General features: G+C 35.5%; 17 protein-coding genes. All 17 read left to right on the forward strand.

Annotated elements, in window-relative coordinates; all coding sequences use genetic code 11:
- The first annotated feature begins 1 nt into the window (after position 1).
- The 17 genes from ACWGOQ_RS02085 (at position 2) to ACWGOQ_RS02165 (ending at position 25,999) form a co-directional block, all read left to right on the forward strand.
- Positions 2-544: a DUF3341 domain-containing protein gene (locus ACWGOQ_RS02085; RefSeq protein ID WP_452056891.1), complete on the forward strand. Its 543-nt coding sequence runs from the start codon at positions 2-4 to the stop codon at positions 542-544.
- A gap of 2 nt (positions 545-546) precedes the next feature.
- Positions 547-1,194 carry a c-type cytochrome gene (locus ACWGOQ_RS02090; RefSeq protein WP_452056892.1) on the forward strand — a complete coding sequence of 216 codons (648 nt, stop codon included), beginning with the start codon at positions 547-549 and terminating at the stop codon, positions 1,192-1,194.
- A 35-nt stretch (positions 1,195-1,229) separates the two neighbouring features.
- The gene (locus tag ACWGOQ_RS02095) at positions 1,230-2,570 is read left to right on the forward strand and encodes a quinol:cytochrome C oxidoreductase (RefSeq protein WP_452056893.1); all 1,341 of its coding nucleotides are present in this window, start codon (positions 1,230-1,232) and stop codon (positions 2,568-2,570) included.
- Positions 2,571-2,603: 33 nt separating this feature from the next.
- Positions 2,604-3,680, forward strand: coding sequence for a cytochrome c oxidase subunit II (locus tag ACWGOQ_RS02100; RefSeq protein WP_452056894.1), 1,077 nt, complete (start codon positions 2,604-2,606; stop codon positions 3,678-3,680).
- A 51-nt stretch (positions 3,681-3,731) separates the two neighbouring features.
- Positions 3,732-5,552, forward strand: coding sequence for a cytochrome c oxidase subunit I (locus tag ACWGOQ_RS02105; protein ID WP_452056895.1), 1,821 nt, complete (start codon positions 3,732-3,734; stop codon positions 5,550-5,552).
- A gap of 321 nt (positions 5,553-5,873) precedes the next feature.
- Positions 5,874-6,413 (forward strand): hypothetical protein, encoded by a 540-nt coding sequence (locus ACWGOQ_RS02110; protein WP_452056896.1) that lies wholly within the window; start codon positions 5,874-5,876, stop codon positions 6,411-6,413.
- Between the two features lie 68 nt (positions 6,414-6,481).
- Entirely contained in the window at positions 6,482-7,504 is a 1,023-nt protein-coding gene (gene ruvB, locus ACWGOQ_RS02115; protein ID WP_452056897.1) for a Holliday junction branch migration DNA helicase RuvB, read from the forward strand.
- 27 nt (positions 7,505-7,531) lie between these two features.
- Positions 7,532-8,854 carry a cytochrome P450 gene (locus tag ACWGOQ_RS02120; protein WP_452056898.1) on the forward strand — a complete coding sequence of 441 codons (1,323 nt, stop codon included), beginning with the start codon at positions 7,532-7,534 and terminating at the stop codon, positions 8,852-8,854.
- Between the two features lie 6 nt (positions 8,855-8,860).
- Entirely contained in the window at positions 8,861-9,784 is a 924-nt protein-coding gene (gene queG / locus ACWGOQ_RS02125; protein WP_452056899.1) for a tRNA epoxyqueuosine(34) reductase QueG, read from the forward strand.
- Positions 9,785-9,993: 209 nt separating this feature from the next.
- Positions 9,994-11,712 (forward strand): sodium:solute symporter, encoded by a 1,719-nt coding sequence (locus tag ACWGOQ_RS02130; protein WP_452056900.1) that lies wholly within the window; start codon positions 9,994-9,996, stop codon positions 11,710-11,712.
- Between the two features lie 15 nt (positions 11,713-11,727).
- A complete protein-coding gene (locus ACWGOQ_RS02135) occupies positions 11,728-13,674 on the forward strand; it encodes a trehalase family glycosidase (RefSeq protein WP_452056901.1) in 1,947 nt (648 codons plus the stop codon).
- 290 nt (positions 13,675-13,964) lie between these two features.
- Positions 13,965-16,280 carry an NADP-dependent malic enzyme gene (locus ACWGOQ_RS02140; RefSeq protein WP_452056902.1) on the forward strand — a complete coding sequence of 772 codons (2,316 nt, stop codon included), beginning with the start codon at positions 13,965-13,967 and terminating at the stop codon, positions 16,278-16,280.
- A 124-nt stretch (positions 16,281-16,404) separates the two neighbouring features.
- Positions 16,405-16,986, forward strand: a complete 582-nt coding sequence (gene ruvA, locus ACWGOQ_RS02145) for a Holliday junction branch migration protein RuvA (RefSeq protein WP_452056903.1) — start codon at positions 16,405-16,407, stop codon at positions 16,984-16,986.
- Positions 16,987-16,991: 5 nt separating this feature from the next.
- Entirely contained in the window at positions 16,992-24,185 is a 7,194-nt protein-coding gene (gene sov, locus ACWGOQ_RS02150) for a T9SS outer membrane translocon Sov/SprA (RefSeq protein WP_452056904.1), read from the forward strand.
- A gap of 169 nt (positions 24,186-24,354) precedes the next feature.
- A complete protein-coding gene (gene gcvH / locus ACWGOQ_RS02155; protein WP_452056905.1) occupies positions 24,355-24,735 on the forward strand; it encodes a glycine cleavage system protein GcvH in 381 nt (126 codons plus the stop codon).
- A gap of 10 nt (positions 24,736-24,745) precedes the next feature.
- Positions 24,746-25,114 (forward strand): VanZ family protein, encoded by a 369-nt coding sequence (locus ACWGOQ_RS02160; protein ID WP_452056906.1) that lies wholly within the window; start codon positions 24,746-24,748, stop codon positions 25,112-25,114.
- A 159-nt stretch (positions 25,115-25,273) separates the two neighbouring features.
- Positions 25,274-25,999, forward strand: coding sequence for an energy transducer TonB (locus ACWGOQ_RS02165; RefSeq protein ID WP_452056907.1), 726 nt, complete (start codon positions 25,274-25,276; stop codon positions 25,997-25,999).
- Positions 26,000-26,094 lie beyond the last annotated feature (95 nt).

The raw sequence follows: 26,094 nt of genomic DNA on the forward strand, positions 1-26,094 counted from the left end.
TATGGCATCAAAAGTTATACATGCATTATATACAGATGATGACGTCCTTATGGACGCTGTAAAGGAGGTTCGTGCCGAACGTTATCATATAGAAGAGGTTTATACACCTTTTCCTGTTCACGGTCTTGATAAAGCAATGGGATTAGCGCCGACCAGATTGGCAATAACGTCCTTTATGTATGGATGTGTTGGGTTAACTGTGGCAATTACAATGATGAATTACATCATGATCGAGGATTGGCCTCAAAACATCGGTGGAAAACCTAGTTTTAGTTATATAGAAAACATGCCGGCATTTGTTCCGATTATGTTTGAACTCACCGTTTTCTTTGCCGCACACTTGATGGTTATTACTTTTTACATGAGAAGTAAGTTATGGCCATTTAAAGAGGCTGAAAATCCGGATGTGAGAACCACAGATGACCATTTCTTAATGGAAGTTGATGCTGGACACCATGATGTGGATACAATGACCAATTTCTTGAGCAATACAGGTGCTGTAGAAATTAAAGTAATAGATAAGCAAGAAGATAACCATTCGTAATAATGAAGAATAGTTTAAAGATAATAGTTGTTGTAATAATGATACTAAGTATTGCGTCTTGTAAAAAAGATTCAAAACCAAATTATCAATATATGCCTAATATGTATGAGCCAATAGGGTACGAAGCTTATGGTGAGTATGATGTTTTTCCTGGCAATCAGGAAGCTATGTTGCCAGCAGTTGGTTCTATTCCCAGAGGATGGATGCCCTATGATTTTGAAAATGAACCTGAAGGATATCAATTGGCAAAAGACTCTTTAAAAAATCCAATACGGTATACTAAAGAGAATCAAGCAGCAGGAATGCAATTATACACTATATATTGTGCTATCTGTCACGGTGATAAAGGTGATGGTAAAGGTACTTTGGTTCAAAGAGAAAAAATACTTGGTGTTCCTAGTTATGATGACATAGGTAGAGCAATCACAGAAGGAAGTATCTATCACGTGATGTATTATGGTATTAATTCTATGGGATCGTATGCTTCTCAGACTGATGAGTATGAACGATGGCAAATTGTTCAATACGTGCAAAAATTGAAAGCTGATCTTGAGGGTAAAACACCAAGGATAGACAAGGAAAGTGATGCTCCTTCAAATCTAATTCCAGAGGTTGAGAAAAGACCTGCAGAAATTGAAGAAACTCACTAATTAATAAAAGTTAAGAATAACGATATTATATAGATATGTATACGCTATCAAGTAAATTAAGATTATTTTCTATCATCCTTGTGGTTATAGGTGCTTTAGGGCTTGGATATGGATTTTTGTCCGCTCCTAGTACGATTGAAGATGTAAAAGAGATGGTAGCACACGATGCGCACGGAGAAGGACATGGAGAATCTCAAGCAACTGAAACGCACGAAGGAAATACCATTCATGCTGAAGATAGTCTTGACAAAGACCATCATAGCGGGGATGAGCATTACAAACACATATTACATCAATTACAAAATAAGCCTTGGGCTGCACTTTATGTAGCCGCTTTTTTCTTCTTTATGATTGCATTGGGAGTATTAGCATTTTATGCAATACAATTTGCAGCGCAAGCGGGTTGGTCTCCGGTGTTATTTAGAGTAATGGAAGCAATAACCGCATATTTAGTTCCTGGAGGAATTATACTTTTTGTAATACTCGCTTTATCAGGCTTTCATATAAATCATCTATTCGTTTGGGCAGATCCTGAAGTAGTCGCTCACGATAAGTTATTGCAAGGGAAAGCTAGTTGGTTAAATGGTGGTTGGTTTATTTTTAGAGCTGCATTTTTCTTAGGTGGGTGGTTCTTATATCGTCATTTTGCAATTAAATATTCTAGAAAACAAGATGAAGATCCAACAGGAAATAAATGGTACAAGAAAAGTTTCAAAATTGCTGCCGGATTCCTTGTGTTTTTTATATATACAGAATCGATGGCGTCTTGGGACTGGATTATGAGTTTTGATCCACATTGGTTTAGTACCTTATTTGGATGGTACGTATTTGCCAGCTTATTTGTATCGGGAATTACCACCATAGCATTGATTACAATTTATTTAAAGTCTAAAGGGTATATGGAGTTTGTTAATGATAGCCATATCCACGATTTAGCTAAGTTTATGTTTGGTGTGAGTATTTTCTGGACGTACCTATGGTTTTCACAATTTATGTTGATCTGGTATTCTAATATACCGGAGGAAGTAACATACTTCATAACACGTATTGAGGATTATAAATTACCGTTCTTTGGGATGGTTGTAATGAACTTTATTTTCCCTTTATTAGTGTTAATGAATAGTGATTACAAACGTATTAATTGGTTTGTAGTTATGGCGGGGATTATTATTTTATGTGGTCATTATGTTGATGTGTTCAACATGGTAATGCCTGCAACCGTAGGAGAATCCTGGTTTATTGGTATTACTGAAATTAGTGCTGTATTATTGTTTTTAGGTTTATTCTTATTTGTAGTATTTAAAGCACTTACCAAAGCACCGTTATTAGCAAAAGGGAACCCTTATATTGAAGAAAGTAAACACTTTCATTATTAAAAAAATTAGATCTAAAAAAGAACATAGATAAAAATGACTGTATTCTTAACCATAGTAGTTATAGCGCTTATTGGAATCTCCTTATGGCAGATGTCAAAAATATTGAAATTGTCTCAAGCTAAAGATGCAGATAATTCTCAGGTAGCTAACGACAAGGATAATAACTTACAAGGTAAGTTGATGCTTGCTTTTGTGATATTCATGTATCTTTTAACGATATTTTGTTTCGTACAATACAATAGCTTTTTCCTTCCGGAATCTGCTTCAGAACATGGAGTAGAATATGATAGGTTGATGTTAATTTCTATGGTATTGATCATGTTTGTACAAATCATTACACAAGGGTTATTACATTTCTTCTCTTACAAGTACAGAGGTAATAAAAATAATAAAGCTTTATTTTATGCAGACAATGATAAATTAGAATTTATCTGGACAATCATTCCTGTTATTGTATTAGCTGGCTTGATCATATATGGATTGTTTACTTGGACAGATATCATGAATATCGACGAGGAAGAGGGAGATCCATTAATAATAGAGTTATATGCCTATCAGTTTGATTGGAGGGCTAGATATTCTGGAGAAGATAATGTGTTAGGAAAAGCAAATGTTCGTTTTATAGAAGGGGTAAACACATTAGGTTTAGATGCTTCAGATTCGTATGGTATGGATGATAAGATAGCTAACGAATTGCACTTGCCAGTAAATAGAAAGGTGATTTTTAAAATGCGTTCCCAAGATGTACTACATTCTGCTTACATGCCATTTTTTAGAGCCCAAATGAATGTTGTTCCTGGTATGATAACGGAGTTTTCTTATACACCTATAATGACTTCTGAAGAAATGCGTAACAGTGAGTTTATGGTGGAGAAAGTGGCTACGATTAATAAAATTAGAAGGGAGAAAAGTAAGAAGTTGACGGCAGCTGGTGATGAAGCATTGGAGAATTATGAATTTGATTATTACTTATTATGTAATAAAATATGTGGAGCTTCTCATTATAACATGCAAATGAAAATTGTTGTTGAATCTGAAGAGGATTATAGTGCATGGTTGAAAGGACAACAAACATTTAAAGAACAATTATCTGCTCAGGCAAGTAATTAAGAAAAAAGAGAAAGAGAGAAATTAATATATTTTTATTAAAATAATATTCGTATGTCAGCAATAGCACACGTAGATGGTCACGCAGAAGATCACGATCACGGACATCATCATAAAGAGACATTTATAACTAAATATATTTTTAGTCAGGATCACAAGATGATCTCCAAACAGTATTTAATTACTGGTTTGATTATGGGGATTATCGGTATTGCCATGTCTCTATTATTTAGACTACAATTAGCATGGCCTGATCATAAATTTACTGTTTTTGAAGTTTTACTAGGTAAGTTTGGACAGGATGGCGTTATGGATCCCAGTATGTATTTGGCGCTAGTCACCATACATGGTACCATTATGGTTTTCTTTGTATTAACAGCCGGGTTGAGTGGTACATTTAGTAACCTTTTAATTCCATTACAAATTGGAGCTAGAGATATGGCTTCTGGTTTCTTGAATATGATTTCATATTGGTTGTTTTTCCTAAGTAGTGTAATTATGGTATTGTCGCTGTTTGCAGAGGCAGGACCTGCATCTGCCGGCTGGACAATTTATCCACCATTAAGTGCGTTACCACAAGCTATTGGTGGCTCTGGTACAGGAATGACACTGTGGTTGGTATCGATGGCTATTTTCATTGCCTCTTCTTTATTAGGTTCACTTAATTATGTAGTAACTGTAATTAATTTAAGAACTAAAGGGATGTCAATGACTCGTATGCCATTAACGATCTGGGCATTTTTTGTTACAGCTATTATTGGTATTGTATCGTTCCCCGTTTTACTATCAGCAGCATTATTATTGATAATGGATAGAGGTTTCGGAACTTCGTTTTATTTAAGTGATATTTACATTGCTGGAGAAGTATTACACAATCAAGGTGGATCTCCAGTACTTTTTGAACACTTATTCTGGTTCTTGGGTCATCCCGAAGTATATATCGTATTGTTGCCAGCATTGGGAATAACATCAGAGATTATTGCAACAAATGCGCGTAAACCTATATTTGGATATAGAGCGATGGTTGCTTCGATTTTAGCAATTGCATTTTTGTCTACCATTGTTTGGGGACATCATATGTTTATTTCAGGAATGAATCCATTTTTAGGTTCTGTATTTACATTTACAACATTATTGATTGCGATACCGTCTGCGGTTAAAGCATTTAATTATATAACAACATTATGGAAAGGTAACTTGCAGCTCAATCCCGCGATGTTATTTTCTATTGGATTAGTATCCACTTTTATTACAGGTGGTCTTACTGGAATCATTCTTGGTGATAGTACTTTGGATATCAATGTGCACGATACATACTTTGTGGTAGCACACTTCCACTTAGTAATGGGTATCTCTGCATTATATGGTTTATTCGCAGGAGTATATCACTGGTTCCCGAAGATGTATGGTAAAATGATGAATAAGAATTTAGGATATGTACATTTCTGGGTTACCGCTATCGGTGCTTATGGAGTTTTCTTTCCAATGCACTTTATTGGTATGGCTGGATTACCACGCCGTTATTATACCAATAGTGCTTTCCCATATTTTGATGATCTTGCAGATACGAATGTTTTGATTACCATATTTGCGCTAATTACGGCAGCAGCACAATTAGTATTCTTATATAACTTCATACACTCTATTTTCTACGGAAAGAAAGCAGCACAGAATCCTTGGAAATCAAATACGATGGAATGGACTACTCCTGTTAAACATTTACACGGTAACTGGCCGGGTGCTATTCCTCACGTATACAGATGGCCTTATGATTACAGTAAAACAAGGGAAGATGGTGAGTATGTGATTCCTGGACAAGATTTTGTTTCACAAATTATCCCATTGCAAGATGGTGAAGAAGAAATGCATCATTAAACAAATAATAATATAATATATATGAAACCCTTTTGAACTGACTTCAAAAGGGTTTTGTTTTTATGAAACTGTATACTATCTTATAGTGAAGAAGCATCACGTAGTAGTTTGTTTAGTTGAATTTTAGTTTTATTTTAGGCATAAATACAATAAACCGAATTGAACCTCCAATCACCAGCACATATTTCATGTTACATAGCTATTGCAGTCGTGTTTTTTTGTGGGTTGTTTTTTGGTAATGAAGTACTGGTTTTTATAAAACCTCTTTCATCCTTAACACTTATTTGGATCTATCTTGAAAACAAGAAAAAAGTACATGTTTTGTACCCTTTGATTATCATTATTATTATGGTTAATGATGTTCTGATTTTGAATGATTTTGAAAAGTTTTTTGATTATATAGGAATATTATTACCGCTATATTATTTTTTATGTGCGTATTTATTGTTAGCGTTCGTCTCTTTTAAGAAGATTCGATACAATGAAATATTTTCACCTTCTGTATTGATTGGTTTGCTATTGGTTATTTATCTTACCTTTTCTATTTTTAATATGACTATGCTAGGTTTTGAAAACTCGATAGTTTATGCTTTAATGATTATTATTTCGTTGTTTTATTTTTTGGGATGTTGTTTCATAATTTATTTAGGAAATCGTCATACAAACTCTTATTATTTATTAATTGCTGCGAGTAGTTGTATATTAGTAAATGCTTTGGTTCCCATTCAGGAATTGTACTATCCTACTTCGGTTTTTGAAGCGGTCATATATTCTGCAGATATTGTAGCAATGTTTTTCTATCTCAAGTTTTTAATATGTGCTAAACCTATAGATGAAAACAATAATGCTAACTTTATTTGATGTTAATTCAAAATAATTTTTAGTGTTAGTATGTTATCTTTGTTACAAAACATTGAAAATAGTTGTTTATGAACGAAAATCTAAATCCATCGAGCGAAAACTTTTCTAATGAGGATCTGGATATTGAAAGAGCTTTAAGACCACTTGCTTTTGAGGATTTTGCCGGACAGGATCAGGTATTAGAAAATCTAAAGATTTTTGTTCAGGCCGCAAACTTAAGAGATGAAGCACTGGATCATACATTGTTTCACGGGCCTCCAGGTTTAGGTAAAACAACATTAGCACATATCCTTGCCAATGAACTAGGCGTGGGAATCAAAGTTACTTCAGGACCGGTTCTTGATAAACCAGGTGACTTAGCTGGACTATTAACCAACCTTGATGATAGAGACGTATTGTTTATAGATGAGATTCATCGATTGAGTCCAATCGTAGAAGAATACCTGTATTCGGCCATGGAGGACTATAAAATCGATATTATGATCGAAAGTGGCCCTAATGCACGAACTGTCCAGATTAATCTAAACCCCTTTACACTCGTAGGTGCGACTACCAGATCTGGTTTGTTAACAGCACCAATGAGAGCTCGCTTTGGAATTCAGTCCAGATTACAATATTATACGACAGAGTTATTAGCAACTATTGTAGAAAGAAGTGCGGATATTCTAAATGTTCCTATCTCTATGGAAGCTTCTATCGAAATAGCAGGAAGGAGTAGGGGGACACCAAGAATCGCAAACGCTTTACTACGTAGGGTACGTGATTTTGCGCAGATAAAAGGTAATGGAACTATTGATATAGAGATTTCTAAATTCGCACTCAAAGCGCTTAATGTAGATGCGCACGGCTTGGATGAAATGGATAATAAGATTTTAACAACACTTATAGACAAGTTTAAAGGTGGGCCTGTAGGTATTACAACATTAGCAACTGCGGTAAGCGAAAGTGCAGAAACGATAGAAGAAGTATACGAACCTTTTTTAATTCAACAAGGGTTTATTATGCGAACACCCAGAGGTAGAGAGGTAACAGAAGCAGCATATAAACACCTTGGACGGATCAAAGGTGGAATTCAGGGAGGTTTGTTTTAAAACCTTGTAAGCGTAACAATTTAAACTATGATGATTCCCAAAGTCTCCTTTTTGAAAGTGCTCAGAAATGCTAAAAGAATTTTAAATAATCCACTACCGTTTCACCATGAGAACTTCGAAAAATTTGGAGATATTTTTCAGGTAAATTTGGGATTCGGAAACTCTGTAGTTTTTACCAGAGATGCTGGTTTTGCTAAGCATATGCTTCAAAGTCAACATCGCAAATTTCACAAATCATCGCTTCAGACCAAAGACCTAGGGAAGTATATAGGAAATGGATTGCTTACTTCTAATGGAACACATTGGTTAAAGCAGCGAAGACTGATTCAACCAGCATTTTATAAAAAAAAGATAGATCTAATTGCAAAAACAATAAGGCAAACCATTAAAGACGAATTAGCTACCATACAACCTGATGTACCCATGGATATCTATCCTTTAATGAATGACTTAGCTTTTAAAGTTGTTGCAAAATCTTTATTTAGCTATACGGATACTGGTGATACAATGACAAGGCTGCAACATATTACTGATGAAGCGCAGAAATCCTTAATTAGAGAAATAAGACAACCTTATAAAAGATGGTGGTTTCATCTCTGTGGCCAAATTAAAAGTACCCTTGCCCTAACTCAAGAGGCGCGTGATATACTGAACAAGATTATTGAAGAAAGAAGAAATTCAAAAGAATCTTATGATGATCTTTTGGATATGCTATTGAGTGCAACGTATGAGGATGGCAGTGCAATGGATAATGAAAGGCTTATTGATGAAATATTGATTCTCTTTATCGCAGGACACGAAACCACCTCGAATGCATTGGCGTTTTGTTTAAGCCTGTTAGCATTGCATCCCGAAATTCAGGAGAAGGTATATAAGGAAGTGAAGATGTACCGATCAGACGAACTGGCCTTGATGGAGCAGTTTGAGAAAAACAAATATACCACACAATGTATTGAGGAAGCTATGCGATTATATCCACCTGCATATTTTTCTGATCGGGTAACTATAGAAGATGATCAATATAATGATACCCAGCTACCAAAGGGAACCACAGTGCTAATTTCATTTTTTGAGATACATAGACATCAGGACTTTTGGAAGAATCCTACAGTTTTTGACCCTGATCGATTTCATTCAGCTAATAAGAAAGAATACTCGGATTGGTATTTTCCTTTTGGAGCTGGACCAAGAATGTGTGTAGGTAGTAATTTTGCAATGTATGAAATGATTTATACAGTCAGTGAGTTGATAAAAAAATATACAATTTCTACATCGATATCCGAGATAGCAATAAAACCATTGATTACATTAAAACCGGTGAATGCAATACTAAAATTTGAAAAACGATAAGATCTTGTGAGCAATACAACTTTGCATACTCAATTAATCAAAACGGAAGCCAAGCGTCTGGGATTTCTCTCTTGTGGAATAAGTAAAGCAGAATTTTTAGAACAAGAGGCTCCGAGATTAGAAAAATGGTTGAAACAAAATATGCAAGGGCAAATGTCGTATATGGAAAATCATTTTGACAAACGCCTTGATCCTACATTACTTGTGAGTGGTTCAAAAAGTGTAATATCGCTATTGCTTAATTATTTCCCTTCAGAAAAACAAAAAGATCCAGCCGCTCCTAAAATTTCTAAATACGCATATGGTCAGGATTACCATCATGTAATAAAGCATAAGTTAAAAGAACTTCAAGAATTTATTTCAGAAAATATTGGAGAAGTCCAGGGAAGAGCATTTGTAGACTCGGCACCGGTTCTGGATAAAGCGTGGGCTGCGAAAAGTGGTTTGGGATGGATTGGGAAGAACAGCAATCTGCTTACTCAAAAAGTAGGGTCTTATTATTTTATTGCCGAACTCATTGTAGATCTTGAACTAGCGTATGACACCCCGGTTACCGACCATTGTGGAACGTGCACAGCCTGCATAGACGCTTGCCCTACTCAGGCAATTGTGGATCCGTATGTTGTAGATGGTAGTAAATGTATTTCTTATTTTACTATCGAATTGAAAGAGGAAATTCCATCAGACTACAAAGGACAGTTTGATAATTGGATGTTTGGTTGCGATGTCTGCCAGGACGTCTGTCCCTGGAACCGTTTTTCTAAGTCACATCATGAACCTCTTTTTGACCCCAAACCCGAATTGTTGGAAATGACTAAAAAGGATTGGGAAGAAATTACCCAAGATGTTTTTTCTAAGATATTTCAAAAATCCGCAGTAAAGCGAACCAAGTTTTCTGGTTTAAAACGTAATATCGAATTCCTGAAATAAAGACTTTTGTTATTTGATAATCTGATAATACAAACGTTTGCATAGATTAAGTCTGCGATTTTGATCAAAATAATCACATTAATTTTAAGATAATCTTGTATATTCATCAGGTTTTTAGCCAAAAATTTAAGTAATTTTAGTTCGTATTACTTGTGAGCTTAGGATTCTGATAAGCTAAAAAAGAGTATAAAGCATTAAACATTTCACACATGAATGAATTATCTTATATCGACATTACGGTTATTGTAGTGTATCTCATCGGGATCATTATCTATGGAATTTCAAAATCAAAAAGAGGGAGCTCAGAAGATTACTTTTTAGGAGGAAGGACGATGACATGGCCTATTGTTGGGATCGCATTGTTTTCTGCAAATATTTCTAGTTCTACGCTGGTAGGACTCGCTTCAGATGCTTATCAAACGAATATAAATGTGTATAATTACGAATGGTTTGCGGTAGTTGTATTGATCTTCTTTGCAATTTTCTTTCTTCCATTCTATTTGAGATCCGGAGTGTATACAATGCCAGAGTTTCTGGAAAGAAGATACGATAAAAGATCACGTTATTATTTTTCATTCATTACTGTTGTAGGTAATATTTTGGTAGATACAGCCGCAGGTCTTTATGTGGGTAAAATTGTATTAACATTGTTGTTTCCTTCGATGGATTCTACACTGATTTTAGTGATTTTGGCAGTTGCAGCAGCAGCATATACCATTCCGGGCGGATTAAATTCCGTAATCCAAACAGAAGTAATCCAGGCAGTATTGCTAATTATTGGATCTTGTTTTTTAACCTATTTTGCTTTCGATCAATTAGGAGGTGGATGGTCTGGTATGATGGCAAAATTAGATGCAATGTTAATAGCTGGCGAAGTTAATTTTGGAGATCGCTTAGCCGAAGGAAAATATATACCTGCTAATTCAGATGAAGTATTTAGCCTGGTGAGACCGAGTAACGATGAATTTATGCCATGGTGGGGATTATTAACAGGTGTTCCATTATTAGGGTTTTATTTTTGGGCAAATAATCAATTTATGGTACAACGAGTATTGGGAGCAAAAGATCTCAATCACGGACGTTGGGGAGCATTATTTGCAGGGTTACTAAAACTACCGGTTATTTTTATTATGGTAGTTCCTGGAGTATTAGCGTTACTACTATTCAGCACATTAGATATCAGCAGTCTTAACTATGCATTGACAGATGGTACTGTATGTAATAACCTTGCAGATTGTCCAAACCTTACGTATCCGGTATTGTTGTTTCAACTATTACCAGTAGGTGTTTTAGGTTTGGTAGTGGCAGGATTGATGGCGGCGATGATGTCATCGGTTTCCGCTACATTTAACTCTGCGTCTACACTGGTGACTATGGATTTTGTGAAACAAATTAAGCCAGAATTAACAAGTAAGCAATTAGTGCGTGTTGGACAAATAACAACTGTAATTTTGGTTGTTTTAGCTATTTCCTGGGTTCCTTTTATTGAGAGTGTAAGTGATTCTTTATGGACATATTTGCAATTAGTAATTGCATATACTTGTCCACCGGCAGTTTCTACATTTGTATTAGGTTTATTTTGGAAACGTGCTAATGGTAATGGATCTATAGTTAGTTTACTAACTGGATTTTCATTGGCTGTTTTAATGATCCTTTCCCAAACTTTTGATTGGATACCAGAGGTAAATGAATTGCATTTCTTGGCAAAAGCAACTTGGTTGTTTGTCATTTGTGTCGTATTGCATATGATTGTTAGTCTGGCGACTAAACCTCAATCACCACAACAGATCAAAGAGTACACATATAAAAAAGAAATGTTTATTAAAGAGTCAAAAGATCTTGCAGGACTGCCTTGGTATAAGAATTACAGAATGTTATCAGTAATTCTTTTAATTATAACAGCCGTAGTAGTTGGTTTTTTCTGGTAACATAAATTATTGAGCATGCTAAAGGTAAAGTTTGATTATATAGTAATTCTGATGTTTTCGCTATGGTTTGTAGCTTGTAAAAAGGAGACAAAAAGAGAATATTTGGATCATCAACAAACACTTGATCAGTTAATCCTTCAGGAGGATACCGATGGAGATAAAAAGATAACTATTGATGATAAAGGTCCAAAGCAGTTTGAGTTTGTCTATGCCTATGGAGAATCGAATCTCATAAAAGGAACTTATCATTTGTCTAATTTGCTTCAGGAATTGGCAATCGCAGAAAAAGATGATACGATTTCCTTAAATAGAATAACAGAATCCCCAAGTAATCGAATTTCGAGATTAATAAAAACTAGATATTGGGATAATCTTACCAGGTTAGTTGATAAAAATGGATTGGAAAAGGTACTGGAAGACACAAAATCCGTCACAGACACCTTTAGATTATATGTGCCATATCATGATAAGGAAGCAATTACATATTTCGAATCCATAAAATCTGAAATTCCAAAACTTAAAGTAATTACATTGCCAGAGCGGATAACACCAGAATACGTAAAGACATTAAATGAGGTTCCTGGTATTCTAAACTTAGCGCACGGTAAGGATGAAAAAGGAAATTATAAAGCCAAACCGTTTGTAGTTCCTGGAGGAAGATTTAATGAAATGTACGGCTGGGATAGTTATTTTGAGTCTGTTGGGTTATTGATTGATGGTAGACAGGATCTGGCGATGTCTATGTCAGATAACTTTGGATATCAGGTTAAGTATTATAATAAAATCCTTAACGCCAACAGAAGCTATTATCTTACCAGAACACAACCGCCTTTTTTTAGTTCTTTGATAAGAGAGATTTATCAGCAAAATCCTAAAGTTTCAAACGGATGGTTGTCTGATAATCTGGAGATGGTTATTAAGGAATACGAAACAGTATGGATGGAAAAAGGAATGCGGCTAACGGAGACAGGTTTAAATCGTTTTTACGGAGAAGGGATCGGTATCCCACCAGAAACGGAAGAAGGTCATTTTGATTTTATATTGAAGAAGTATGCGAAAAAACACAACCTAAGTCTGGAAAAATTTATAGAAAAGTATGATGCTGGTGATATTAGAGATAAAGAGCTTGATGTGTATTTTACTCACGATCGATCTATGAGAGAGAGTGGTCACGATACCTCCAATAGGTTAGACGATGTTTGTACGGATCTAAATACGGTTGGATTAAACAGTCTTTTGTACAAGTATGAGCAAGATATAGCGTATCTCATTCGAGAAGTTTTTGAAGATAAATTCAAGTATAATAATAAAGAATATACCTCATCGTTTTGGCTAGCCAGAGCTGAAGAAAGAAAAAAAAGAATACACGATTTGTTGTGGGATGCAGAAAAAGAAGTCTACTATGACTATAATTTTGCTACTGAAACACAACAAAAAATAGAATCAGCGACTAATTATTATCCTCTTTGGGTAGGATTGGCTAGTAAAGAGCAGGCTGCTTCTATGGTTAAAAGTCTATTTGATAACTTAGTTCAAAAAGGAGGAATTGCTGCCACTACGGATATCACAAATAAAGAAGATCCAAATGCCCCCCAACGTCAATGGGATTATCCTAATGGGTGGGCACCACATCAAATGATAATCTGGAGAGGTCTTATCAATTATGGTTACGAAAAAGAAGCGCAAGAGCTTATATATAGATGGTTGTGGATGATTACAACCAATGCTGTTAATTATAATGGGACTATTCCAGAAAAATATGATGTGGTAAAATGTACACATAAAGTATATGCTGAATACGGTAATGTAGGTACCGAGTTTGATTATATCACTCCAAGTGGATTTGGATGGATGAATGCATCCTATCAGTTGGGGTTAAGTATTTTAGATCAGAAATTAAAAGCCCAGCTGGATGAGCTTGTTGATCCTGATGATATATTTAAAAAAAGAACAATTAATTAGATAATTCACAATGTATTTCATAAAAACATAGTGTTTTTTTTGAACTTTTAATTTTTTTGAAGATTACTAGGTTTTGCCTTTTGCATCTCACATAGACTTGTACCTTTGTACTAGACAGATGAATTTGAAAATATAAAAATAAAAATGTAATAGCTTTTAGTTTTTATAAAGCTAAATTATTTTCATAGTATTGGCTATGAAAAAGGTATAAGTAACAGAGAAAACAAACAAGTTAACTTTGCGCATTTTGAGGTTGATCTTACATTCACGCATAAATTTATTGATTTAGTATGAGTATCGAAAGTAAACGAAGAGAAGCACTAATTTATCACGCGAAACCTACTCCGGGTAAAATAAAAGTAGTACCTACCAAAAAATATGCTACCCAAAGAGATTTGTCATTGGCATATTCTCCAGGAGTGGCAGAGCCATGTTTGGAAATCGAAAAAGACAAAGCAAACGTATACCGTTACACTGCTAAAGGAAATTTGGTGGCAGTAATATCAAACGGAACAGCAGTTTTGGGATTAGGAGATATTGGTCCCGAAGCATCAAAACCTGTAATGGAAGGAAAAGGTTTGTTGTTTAAAATTTTTGCTGACATTGATGTGTTCGATATAGAAGTAGATACCAAAGATGTAGATGCATTTATCGAAACAGTAAAAAATATTGCACCAACTTTTGGAGGTATTAACCTCGAAGATATTAAGGCTCCTGAAGCATTTGAAATTGAAAGGCGTTTAAAGGAAGAATTGGACATTCCTGTAATGCATGATGACCAACACGGAACAGCAATCATCTCTGCAGCAGCATTGCTTAATGCATTAGAAATTGCAGAAAAAGAAATTGATAAAGTTAAAATCGTAGTGAGTGGAGCAGGAGCGGCAGCGGTTTCTTGTACGCGATTATATAAAGCGTTTGGGGCAAAAGCCGAAAATATTGTAATGACTGATAGTAAAGGGGTGATTCGCAAAACTAGAGATAGCCTTACTCCTGAAAAAGCTGAATTTGCTACAGATAGAGATCTTGATACGCTGGAGGATGCGATGAAAGGTGCTGATGTGTTTATCGGGTTGTCAATGGCCAATTTAGTAGAGCCGGAGATGTTGATATCTATGGCCGATAATCCTATTGTGTTTGCAATGGCAAATCCTGATCCCGAAATCAGATATGATCTAGCGGTACAAACCCGTAAAGATATTATTATGGCAACAGGTCGAAGTGATCACCCTAATCAGGTAAATAATGTACTTGGTTTTCCATTTATCTTTAGAGGAGCTCTTGATGTAAGAGCTACCGGTATTAATGAAGAGATGAAAATGGCAGCTGTAAAAGCACTTGCTGATCTGGCCAAAGAGCCTGTTCCCGAACAAGTAAATATCGCTTATGGAGAAACAAGACTTAATTTCGGGAGAGATTATATTATACCAAAACCTTTTGATCCTCGACTAATTGCCAAAGTACCTCCCGCTGTTGCAAAAGCTGCTATAGAAAGCGGTGTAGCAACAGAACCAATCCAGGATTGGAATAAATATGAAAGTGATCTGTTAGAGCGGATGGGGAATGATAATAAGTTGGTTCGATTATTAACAGATCGTGCTAAATCCAGCCCGAAAAGAGTTGTCTTTGCAGAAGGAGATCATTTGGATGTTTTAAAAGCTGCACAAACCGTAAAAGAAGAAGGAATTGCTTTTCCTATTTTACTAGGAAGAAAAGATATCATTATAGAATTAATGAAAGAGATTGATTTTGACCCAAATGGAGTGACGATTATCGATCCCAAGGCAGATGAAGAAATAGATAGAAAAAATAGATACGCCCAGAAATATTGGCAAGATAATAGCAGAAAGGGAATTACCCTATACGGAGCACAAAAGTTAATGCGAGAGCGAAATTATTTTGCTGCTATGATGGTCAATGAAGGAGATGCTGATGCGCTATTATCTGGATATTCCCGAAGTTATCCTACCGTATTAAAGCCAATGTTAGAACTGGTTGGATTGGCTAAAGGAGCAACGCGTATAGCAACAATGAATGTGATGATGACCAATAAAGGCCCTCTATTTATAAGTGATACTTCAATAAATATTGATCCAACTTCCAAAGAACTAGCAAAGATTGCCCAGATGACAGCAAAAACTGTCGAGATGTTTGGCGTGGATCCAATAGTTGCTATGATATCATATGCTAATTTTGGGTCGTCAAAGCACCCTAATGCTACTAAAGTAAAAGATGCCGTTTCTTATTTACATCGCTACTATCCTAATTTGATTGTAGATGGAGAACTACAAATGGATTTTGCTTTGAATAGAGATATGCGCAAGGATAAATTTCCTTTCTCTAAACTGAATGGACGAAAGGTAAATACATTGGTATTTCCTAATTTGGATTCTGCTAACAGTACATATAAAATGCTTAAGGAATTAAATAACTCAGAATCTATTGGTCCGATAATGATGGGAATGAAAAAACCTGTTCATATCCTACAATTGGGAGCAAGTGTTGAAGAAATGGTGAATGTAGCTGCTGTTGCAGTAATTGATGCCCAAGAGAAAGAAAAAAGAGAGAAAGAGATGGTATCACTGGTTTCAGGAGATACTCAATAAGAAATAAAGGGTTAGGGACGATAGTTTAATAAGCTTCAAAGATATATGTTTTTGAAGCTTGTTTTTTTAAATGATATTGTAGTATAATTTTATTACTTTTGGGTGCTTAACATTTATTTAACTAATGATTACACAAATCAAGGGGCGACTTGTAGAAAAAAATCCTACTGATGTTATAATAGACTGTAATGGGATTGGATACATGCTACATATTTCATTGCATACATTTTCATTATTACCGGATCAGGAATTTTTACAGTTATACACGCATCTGCAGGTAAAAGAAGATTCGCATACATTATTCGGTTTTGTAGAGAAATCAGAACGAGAGATTTTTAGACTTTTGATTTCTGTTTCCGGGATTGGTGCCAGCACGGCAAGAACCATGTTATCCTCCTTGCATCCAGATCAGATTAAAGAAGCGATCGCCTCTAATGATGTGGCAACTATACAGTCGATTAAGGGTATTGGTGCAAAAACAGCCCAACGTGTAATTCTTGATTTAAAAGATAAAATTCTTAAAGTTTATGATATTGATGAACTTTCTGTATCCCAAAACAATACTAATAAAGATGAAGCGTTATCTGCTTTAGAAACCCTTGGATTTAATCGAAAACAAGCAAGCAAAGTTGTCGATAATATCCTAAAAACCAACTCCAACGAAACCGTAGAAAATATTATTAAACAAGCACTAAAAAATTTATAAAAGCATTGAGTTCCTTACATTCCTTACATTTTAAATTTTTAAAGCGACTAGTTTGTTTAATTGTACTATATAGTGGAGTACTACTTGGTCAAGAAAATGAGACTGTACGAGACTCTACCAGTACAACCTTTTCATTGGGTGAGATTTCCCTTCCTGATCCCAATAGCATTGTTACGAAATATGAGTTTGACCCAATCACCAATCGCTATATTTATCGTGAGATGTTGGGGTCTTTTAATGTTAGGTATCCACTTTTTCTTACCCCAGAAGAGTTTGAAGCATTAGTTGAAGAGGAGCAAAGAAGAGACTATTTTAAAGAGAAAATCAGTGCATTTAGTGGAAAAACTGACGGAAGTGAAGAAAAACGCAAAAATCTTCTCCCGATCTTTTATGTAAACTCCAGTTTTTTTGAAACTATTTTTGGAGGTAATGAAATTGAAATAATCCCACAAGGGTCTGTAGAAATGGATTTGGGTATTTTATATACAAAACAGGATAATCCCGCTTTTTCTCCAAGAAATCGAAGTAACTTTACATTTGATTTTGATCAAAGAATCAGTTTAAGTTTATTAGGAAAGGTTGGTAGAAGACTTCAAATAACTGCAAACTATGATACCGAATCTACATTCGATTTTCAAAATCAGATAAAATTAGAGTATACGCCGACAGAGGATGATATTGTCCGAAGCATAGAGATTGGTAATGTAGCTATGCCGATAAATAACTCGTTAATTCAGGGATCCCAAAGTCTTTTCGGGGCAAAACTGGGATTGCAGTTTGGCAGAACATCAGTGACTGCAGTCTATTCTGAACAACGATCAGAAACCAGATCAGTAAATGTACAGGGTGGTGGGACTGTTGAAGACTTTGACATTGATGCATTAGAGTATGATGATAATAGGCACTACTTTCTATCGCATTATTTTAGGGACACATATGACAATGCGTTAACAAACTATCCTTTTATAAATAACAATATACAGATTACCCGTATTGAAGTATGGATCACAAACAGGGCAACGAGTGCACAAACTCTTAATGATGCCAGAAATATAGTAGCCTTACAAGATCTTGGTGAATCTCCGGTCGCTGGGAATTTTACAATACCACCGTCGCTATTTAATAGACCAGCTGGGTCGTTTCCGGATAATGGAAACAATGATTTAGACCCTTCTGCGATAGGACCTGCTGGACCAATAACTGATGCAGTACGCCAGATACCAACGGTTCAACAAGGATTTACTGGAGCTATTACAGGTTTTAGTGAAGGAGAAGACTATGCGATTTTAGAAAATGCCAGACAATTGAACCCTAACGAGTATACTTTAAATACACAATTAGGTTACATATCGTTGAATCAAAAGCTAAACAATGATGAGGTTTTAGCAGTTGCTTTTCAATATACATCAGGAGGAAATGTGTTTCAGGTTGGAGAATTTGCTAATGATGGAGTCGACGCAACAATAGGGAATGATGATTCTGGAGGAGGTGTTCAGTCTGGTTCTAGTAATAGTTTAGTGGTAAAAATGCTGAAAAGTCCTATCATAAGAGTTGATTTGCCGATATGGGACTTGATGATGAAAAACATCTACAATACCGGAGCCTTTAGATTAAATGCCGAAGATTTCAGGCTGAATATAGTCTATTCAAATCCTTCACCTGTTAATTATATTACTCAGGCTGAAGGTGCTGCAGTACCATTGCCTGATGATGTAGAACAGACAAGATTATTGACGGTTTTTAATATGGATCGATTAAACCCTAATAATGATCCTGTATTGGGAGCAGATGGAGCTGGAGATGGATTCTTCGATTACGTTCCAGGATTGACCATAGATCCCGAAAATGGTAGAGTGATCTTTACTACAGTAGAACCTTTTGGGCAGTTTCTTTTTAACAAACTGGATAATGATGGAGCTCCCAACCCAAATGATTATAATACTCCAGCGGCTTATAATCAAAATCAAAGTAAATATGTATTTAGGGAACTGTATACACAAACAAAAGTTATTGCAGATCAGCAAGCTGCAGAAAACAGGTATTTTCAGTTAAAAGGAAGATATAAATCCTCTGGACAAGATGGTATTCCATTAGGCGCTTTTAATGTTCCACAAGGATCAGTAACCGTTACTGCAGGAGGAAGAACCTTACAAGAAGGTGTAGATTACACCGTAAATTACCAATTGGGCAGAGTAAATATCTTGGACGAAGCGTTATTGGCATCGAATACTCCGATTCAGGTTTCAACAGAAAATAACGCGGTTTTTGGTCAACAAACCAAACGTTTTACCGGACTAAATATTGAACATAAATTTAGTGATGACCTTATTATTGGAGGTACCTATTTGAATCTCAATGAGCGACCAATTACGCAAAAATCAAGTTACAATTTTGAACCGATCAATAATACCTTGTTAGGCTTTAATCTTAATTATTCAACAGAGGTGCCATTTCTAACCAGAATGGTCAATAAATTACCTAATATAGATACAGATGTACCATCTAATGTTTCTGTAAGAGCAGAAGGAGCGATGTTGATAGCTGGAGCTCCCAAAGGGGCAGATTTTGGAGGCGAAGTAACCACCTATATTGATGACTTTGAAGGAGCGCAAACACAAATCGATGTAAGTTCTGCTATCTCTTGGGAACTCTCTAGTGTGCCTATTGGTTTTGGGTCTAATAATCCTAATGAAGAAGTGGTTCCTTCAGGAATTGAATCTGGATTCAGAAGAGCTGATATGTCTTGGTACACGGTCGACCCTATATTTTATAGTAGTGGAAGGCCTAGTGGTGTAACGGATGAAGACTTGGCTTTTAATCCAACAAGAAGGGTTTTTTTAGATGAAATTTTCCCTGATACAGATAGACCGCCAGGACAAACGTTATCATTATTTCCTTTAGACCTGCATTATAGACCGAGCGAACGAGGACCATATAATTACAATGACAATGCTACTGATAACATACTGCCAAACCCAGAAGAAAATTTTGCAGGAATTATGAGGCAACTAACATCTACAAACTTTGAGCAATCGAATGTAGAATTTATTGAGTTTTGGTTAATGGATCCTTTTTTTGATCCGGGTAATGGACAAGAGCCGCTAACCACTGCTACAAGCGGAACTATAGTTTTCAATTTAGGAAATATTAGCGAAGATGTATTAAAAGATGGGAGGAAACAATATGAAAATGGGCTTCCTGCAGATGGATCAGACGAGGATACATTTCCAACAGAATTTGGTAAGGTTCCTGTAAATCAATCTTTGATTTATGCGTTCGATACTGAGGGGCAAGCACGTCTAAATCAAGATGTAGGATATGATGGTCTGGATGATACGCAGGAAGCTTCCGAGTTTCCAGCTTTTGATCCAGATGATCCAGCGAATGATAATTATAGATATTTCTTGCAGGCTGATGGAAATATTGTAGATAGATATAGAGATTACAACGGTACCCAAGGAAACTCTCCAACAAGTGTTGCTAATGATGATAGAGGGAATACAACATTCCCTACCGCAGAAGATGTGAACAGAGATAATACCATGAATACTATTGATAGTTATTATGAATATGAAATTCCGATTTTTCCGGGAATGGAAGTTGGTAATGATGGAGGTACTGGGTATATTTCAGATTCACCCGAACCTGTAGTTGCTACAGTGCTCAATGGTGTAAATAGGAGTACAAGATGGCTTCGATTTAAAATTCCTATTTATGAACCAACTGGTAGGCAAAATATTGGTGAAAATGACTTTAGATCGATTCGTTTTATGAGAATGGTTGTAACAGATTTTGATCAACCAGTAATTCTAAGGTTTGCTACACTTGATTTAGTACGTGGTGACTACAGACGATATGTGCAGGCTGGTAACACTACTAATGACCCCACCAATGGACTGAATATTTCTGATAACGAGGTGATAGTAACTTCGGTAAGTTCAGAAGAGACACCCAATTATGTTACTCCTCCAGGCGTAAGAAGGGAAGAGTTGATAAATAATAACACGACGATAAGAGAAGATGAAAGATCCCTTGCACTTACAGTTAATGATCTACAAACCGATGATGGTCGTGGTGTGTATAAGAATTTTAATGTAGATATGCGGCAATACGAGAATCTGGAAATGTTCTTGCATGCAGAAAATCTACCCGGACAGACTTCATTAGCAGATGATGAATTGACGGCCTTTATAAGAATGGGTAACGATTTTACAAATAACTTTTATCAGATAGAGTTGCCTTTAGATGTAACGGAAGATGTTAACAGCAAGAATCCTGATGTTGTGTGGCCAGAAGCAAATAGGTTAAATCTCCCGCTAGAATTTCTTCAAGAAATTAAGGCTACAGTGATAGGTACTCCTGCGTTAAGTAGTGCAGATCTGAACTTTTTTGATGGTCCCAATAACCTTAGAGTAGGTGTCAAAGGAAATCCTAATTTTGGTGATGTTCAAATTATGATGGTCGGGGTAAAAAACTCCAGTGGTTCTAGCGAATCCGGTACCGTTTGGTTTAATGAAATGCGTTTGAGCGACCTTAAAAATCAAGGGGGTTGGGCTGCCGTAGGAAGTGTAGATGCAAATGTGGCTGATTTTGCAACGGTTAGTGCATCAGGAAGAATCAGTACCATAGGTTTTGGAGGAATAGAACAAGGACCAAATGAACGGAGTATTGAAGACGTAAAACAATATGACCTGACGACTAACGTGAATTTGGGACAACTCCTGCCAAAGAAATGGGGAATACAAGTTCCGTTTAACTATAGTAGAGGAGAAGAGCAGATAACACCACAATATGATCCAGAGTTTTTAGATCTTGAGTTAGAGGATAGGTTAGATCGTCAAACAGATGCTAATGAAAAGGAAAGAATAAGAAAACAATCGATTAATTATACCAAACGACAAAGTTTTAATGTGATTGGACTACGAAAAGATAGAACAGGAGAAACAAAGCCAATGCCATATGATGTAGAAAATTTTGCCTTTTCCGGGACATACAATCAGACAGACCATCATGATTTTGAAATTGAAAACTCTTTAGAACAGAGTATTCGTTTAGGAGGTACATATGATTTTAGTTTTCAGCCAAAAGAGGTAGAGCCTTTTAAGAAAATAAAGTTATTAGGGAAAAGTAAATATTTCAACCTGATAAAGGACTTTAATTTCAACCTTTTACCAACAAGTATTTCTGTAAACTCTAACATTACGAGACAATTTAATGAACAGGTTTTTAGGGACATCACGCTGAGTGAAGGAGATATCTCTCCACCTCCACTTACCCAACGTAACTTTCTCTTTGATTGGCAATACGGGATTAATTATAATTTGACAAAATCTCTTAATTTTAGTTTCACGTCTGCAAATAATAGAATTGTTAAGAACTTTATTGATGATGGTGGTGTTGTGGATGAGTCAATAGGTGTATGGAGTGGTTTGTTCAATGTCGGGGATCCTAACTTTCATAGTCAACAATTACAAGTGAATTATGAGATTCCATTTAATAAAATTCCTTTGTTTAAATTTATGAGGGCTACCTACTCATACTCAGCAGATTTTCAATGGACAAAAGGTAGTGAAGCGTTGAAAAATCTTGAAGGAATACCTGATTTAGGGAATGCAATCCAGAATGCTAACGTGCATACGGTCAATGGTTCCTTAGACATGGGTACCTTGTATAAGTATGTTGGTTTGACTAAGAAGAAACCAGGAAGAAGGAAGTCGAGCAAAAAGAAAACTGCCAAAAAAAGTGAAGAAAAAGAAACAGCTACACCTGCATTAGCGAATAACAATAAAAAGAGAACTAAAAAAACTTCTAGTAAGCTAACAGTAGGGGATAAAATTTTAAATACTGCAATAGGGTTAGTAACTGCAGTGAAGAAGGTGAATATTAATTATCAACAGGATAATGGTATTTTCTTGCCAGGATATCTGCGCGAACCTGGATTTGTAGGAACATTAAAACCTACCGCTGGATTTACGTTCGGTAGTCAATCAGAAATAAGGGATTTAGCTGCCAGAAATGGTTGGCTCACGTTATATGATGAGTTTAACCAGCAATATAGAGAAGTAGAAGGAAGACAGCTTAATGTACAGGCCTCTTTAGGTTTACTAAAGGACCTTACAATAGATATTAGTGCTAGTAGAAATTATTCTGAAACCTTTACAGAGAATTATATTGTACAGAGAGAGATTGAAAATGATATCAATAGTGACTTAGAGTATCAGTCATTAACACCTAATACTTTTGGCAATTATACAATTTCTACGTTGTTAATTAAGACGGCATTTAAGAAAAGCGATGAGTTTACTTCCGAAACGTTTGATAAGTTTAGAGAGAACCGGCTGGTGATTGCAAGACGTTTAGCTTTAGAAAGGGGTGTGACTACGGATACAGATGGTGATGGTTTTCCTGATGGATATGGAAGATCAAATCAAGCGGTGCTTTTACCCGCTTTTCTTGCGGCCTATACAGGCGCTGACCCGGAAAGTGTTCAAAAAGGAGCTTTTAGAGATATTCCTCTTCCTAATTGGGATATTAAATATACAGGCCTTATGAACCTAAAATGGTTTAAGAAACGTTTCAAAAGATTTTCTATGGCTCATGGATATCGCGCTAATTACACGATCAATCAATTTCAAACCAACCTAGACTATAATCCAAACAATCCAGATGAATTGAATGAAGGAGGAAATTTTAAAAATCCTGAATTGTATGCTAATGTCAATCTTACAGAGCAGTTTAGTCCACTAATACGCTTGGATATGGAAATGAAAAATTCTATAAAAATTGTGGCAGAATGGAAAAAAGACAGGGCTTTATCACTGAGTTTTGATAATAATTTGCTTACAGAAATCCAAGGAAATGAATACATTATAGGACTTGGATATAGAGTACAAGATTTAACGTTTGTGACTAGGATAGCAGGAAAAAAGACTACCCTAAAGAGTGATCTTAATTTTAGAGCAGATTTGTCATTGCGTCAAAATGAAACGGTAATAAGATACCTGGATATTAATAACACTCAGGTAACTGCGGGACAAGATATTTATGGCATTAAGTTTACTACAGACTATGCATTGAGTAAAAATCTGACAGCATTGCTTTTTTATGATCATACGTTCTCAGAATATTCAATCTCTACAGCTTTTCCTCAAACCACGATAAGAGGCGGTTTTACACTAAGATATAATTTTGGAAATTAATATACAGTTGTAAACTACCGATTGTGATTTTAATAGAGTTTCTTTAGAGTAAATCAATGATTAATTAATTTTTAATAATTTTTGACTTCGTTTTTCTAAAATCTGGTAAAATAGATTTATTTTCGTCTTCTAAATATAAATAGTAACAACGTTTAAATACTTTTTTCGGATGAATATTCCTTCAGAATTGAAATACACAAAGGATCACGAATGGATTAAGATAGATGGTGAAATCGCTACAGTTGGGATCACAGATTTTGCGCAGAGCGAATTAGGTGATATCGTTTATGTAGAAGTTGAAACCGTTGGTGAAGAACTAGAGCAAGAAGAAGTTTTTGGTACTGTTGAAGCAGTAAAAACAGTTTCAGATTTGTTTCTTCCCCTAACTGGAGAAATTTCAGAATTTAATGAAACTCTAGAAAGTGATCCAGAATTGGTTAATAATGATCCGTATGGAGAGGGTTGGATGGTTAAGATCAAAATAGCCGATGCCTCTCAAATTGATAATCTTTTATCAGCAGATGCATATAAGGAGCTTGTTGGGGCATAAATTTTTGCTTGTGCTAGCACTTGCATATACTGGTTTAGTAGGCTGGCTATCCCTTGCAATAATATTTATTCCAATCGACATCAAAGTAGAAGGAAGTGATAAAATAGGGCATTTATTGGCATATTTTGTTTTTACGGTTATTTGGTTTTTGTTTTTCTTTTATTCAGAAAAGCAACCTAGAGAATTTTCTAAAAGCATAACAAAAGCATCCGTTTTAAGTTTTTTGTTTGGGATTTTAATGGAATTGCTTCAGGGGACTGTGACCGACTACCGAAGTCCAGAATGGAATGATGTGTTAGCAAACACTAGTGGCATTGTTTTTGCTATAATTGTAGTAAAAGTGCTTAAGAATAAATTAGTTAACTTACATAAAAAATAAACCCGAATACTAATTATAAGCGATTGATAGTAAAGGATCTTGACGTTATTCTAACAATATAAAAGTTAAAAATTGTATTTTTTGCTCTACATTTTTATCTTTAGTTGGAAATTACAAAAGAAATTAGCTATTTTAGCAATCGTATAATAACATTGTAATATGGAACCTAAAAAAAATCCGAAAGCAGATTTGACCAGAAAAAGTGCCTTGTTTTTACAACTAGGGCTAATCTTAGTTTTGTTTGTTACATGGCAAGGTATAGAGTGGAAAACTTATGATAGAAATAACATTGACATAGGTCAGGTTAATCTTGATGAATTAGAGGAGGAAGAAGTTCCGATTACTCAAAATTTAAATACACCTCCACCTCCACCACCTCCTCCACCAGCACCAGAAATCATTGATGTTGTAGAGGATGAAGAAGAAGTGGAAGAAACTATTATAGAATCTACTGAAACGAATCAGGAAGAAGAAATCGTGGAGGTAGAAGAGGTAGAGGATGTTGAAGAAGAAGAAGTTATTGCTGATGTACCTTTTGCGGTAATTGAAAACGTACCAGTGTTTCCAGGATGTGAGAAAGAGTCAGGGAATACTGCAAAAAAGAAATGTATGAGCGATAAGGTTAAGAAGTTTGTTAACCGAAAATTTAATACAGAGCTAGGTGGTGAATTAGGTCTTTCAGGAGTGAACAGGATTTACGTTCGTTTCAAAATTGATAGAAGCGGTAATATCGTTGGAGTTCAGGCAAGAGGTCCACACCCAAGATTAGAAAAAGAAGCTCAGAGAGTAATAAAAATGCTTCCTAAAATGACACCAGGTAAACAAAGAGGAAAAGCAGTAGGTGTACTGTATTCTTTACCAATTGTTTTCCAGGTTCAAGATTAAGGAAACGAATTCCATAAAATAGTATAGTCCCCTTTGTGATATAAAACAAAGGGGATTCTTTTTTTTGGTATGCTTGTTGTGTTTAGTAATAATGT

This window comes from Aquimarina ulvae (genome assembly GCF_053613295.3).

Bases quoted from the DNA above. Each gene is read 5' to 3' on its own strand.
- ACWGOQ_RS02085 (WP_452056891.1), top strand. From the start codon at position 2: ATGGCATCAAAAGTTATACATGCATTATATACAGATGATGACGTCCTT.
- ACWGOQ_RS02090 (WP_452056892.1), top strand. From the start codon at position 547: ATGAAGAATAGTTTAAAGATAATAGTTGTTGTAATAATGATACTAAGT.
- ACWGOQ_RS02095 (WP_452056893.1), top strand. From the start codon at position 1,230: ATGTATACGCTATCAAGTAAATTAAGATTATTTTCTATCATCCTTGTG.
- ACWGOQ_RS02100 (WP_452056894.1), top strand. From the start codon at position 2,604: ATGACTGTATTCTTAACCATAGTAGTTATAGCGCTTATTGGAATCTCC.
- ACWGOQ_RS02105 (WP_452056895.1), top strand. From the start codon at position 3,732: ATGTCAGCAATAGCACACGTAGATGGTCACGCAGAAGATCACGATCAC.
- ruvB (WP_452056897.1), top strand. From the start codon at position 6,482: ATGAACGAAAATCTAAATCCATCGAGCGAAAACTTTTCTAATGAGGAT.
- ACWGOQ_RS02120 (WP_452056898.1), top strand. From the start codon at position 7,532: ATGATGATTCCCAAAGTCTCCTTTTTGAAAGTGCTCAGAAATGCTAAA.
- ACWGOQ_RS02130 (WP_452056900.1), top strand. From the start codon at position 9,994: ATGAATGAATTATCTTATATCGACATTACGGTTATTGTAGTGTATCTC.
- ACWGOQ_RS02135 (WP_452056901.1), top strand. From the start codon at position 11,728: ATGCTAAAGGTAAAGTTTGATTATATAGTAATTCTGATGTTTTCGCTA.
- ACWGOQ_RS02140 (WP_452056902.1), top strand. From the start codon at position 13,965: ATGAGTATCGAAAGTAAACGAAGAGAAGCACTAATTTATCACGCGAAA.
- ruvA (WP_452056903.1), top strand. From the start codon at position 16,405: ATGATTACACAAATCAAGGGGCGACTTGTAGAAAAAAATCCTACTGAT.
- gcvH (WP_452056905.1), top strand. From the start codon at position 24,355: ATGAATATTCCTTCAGAATTGAAATACACAAAGGATCACGAATGGATT.
- ACWGOQ_RS02165 (WP_452056907.1), top strand. From the start codon at position 25,274: ATGGAACCTAAAAAAAATCCGAAAGCAGATTTGACCAGAAAAAGTGCC.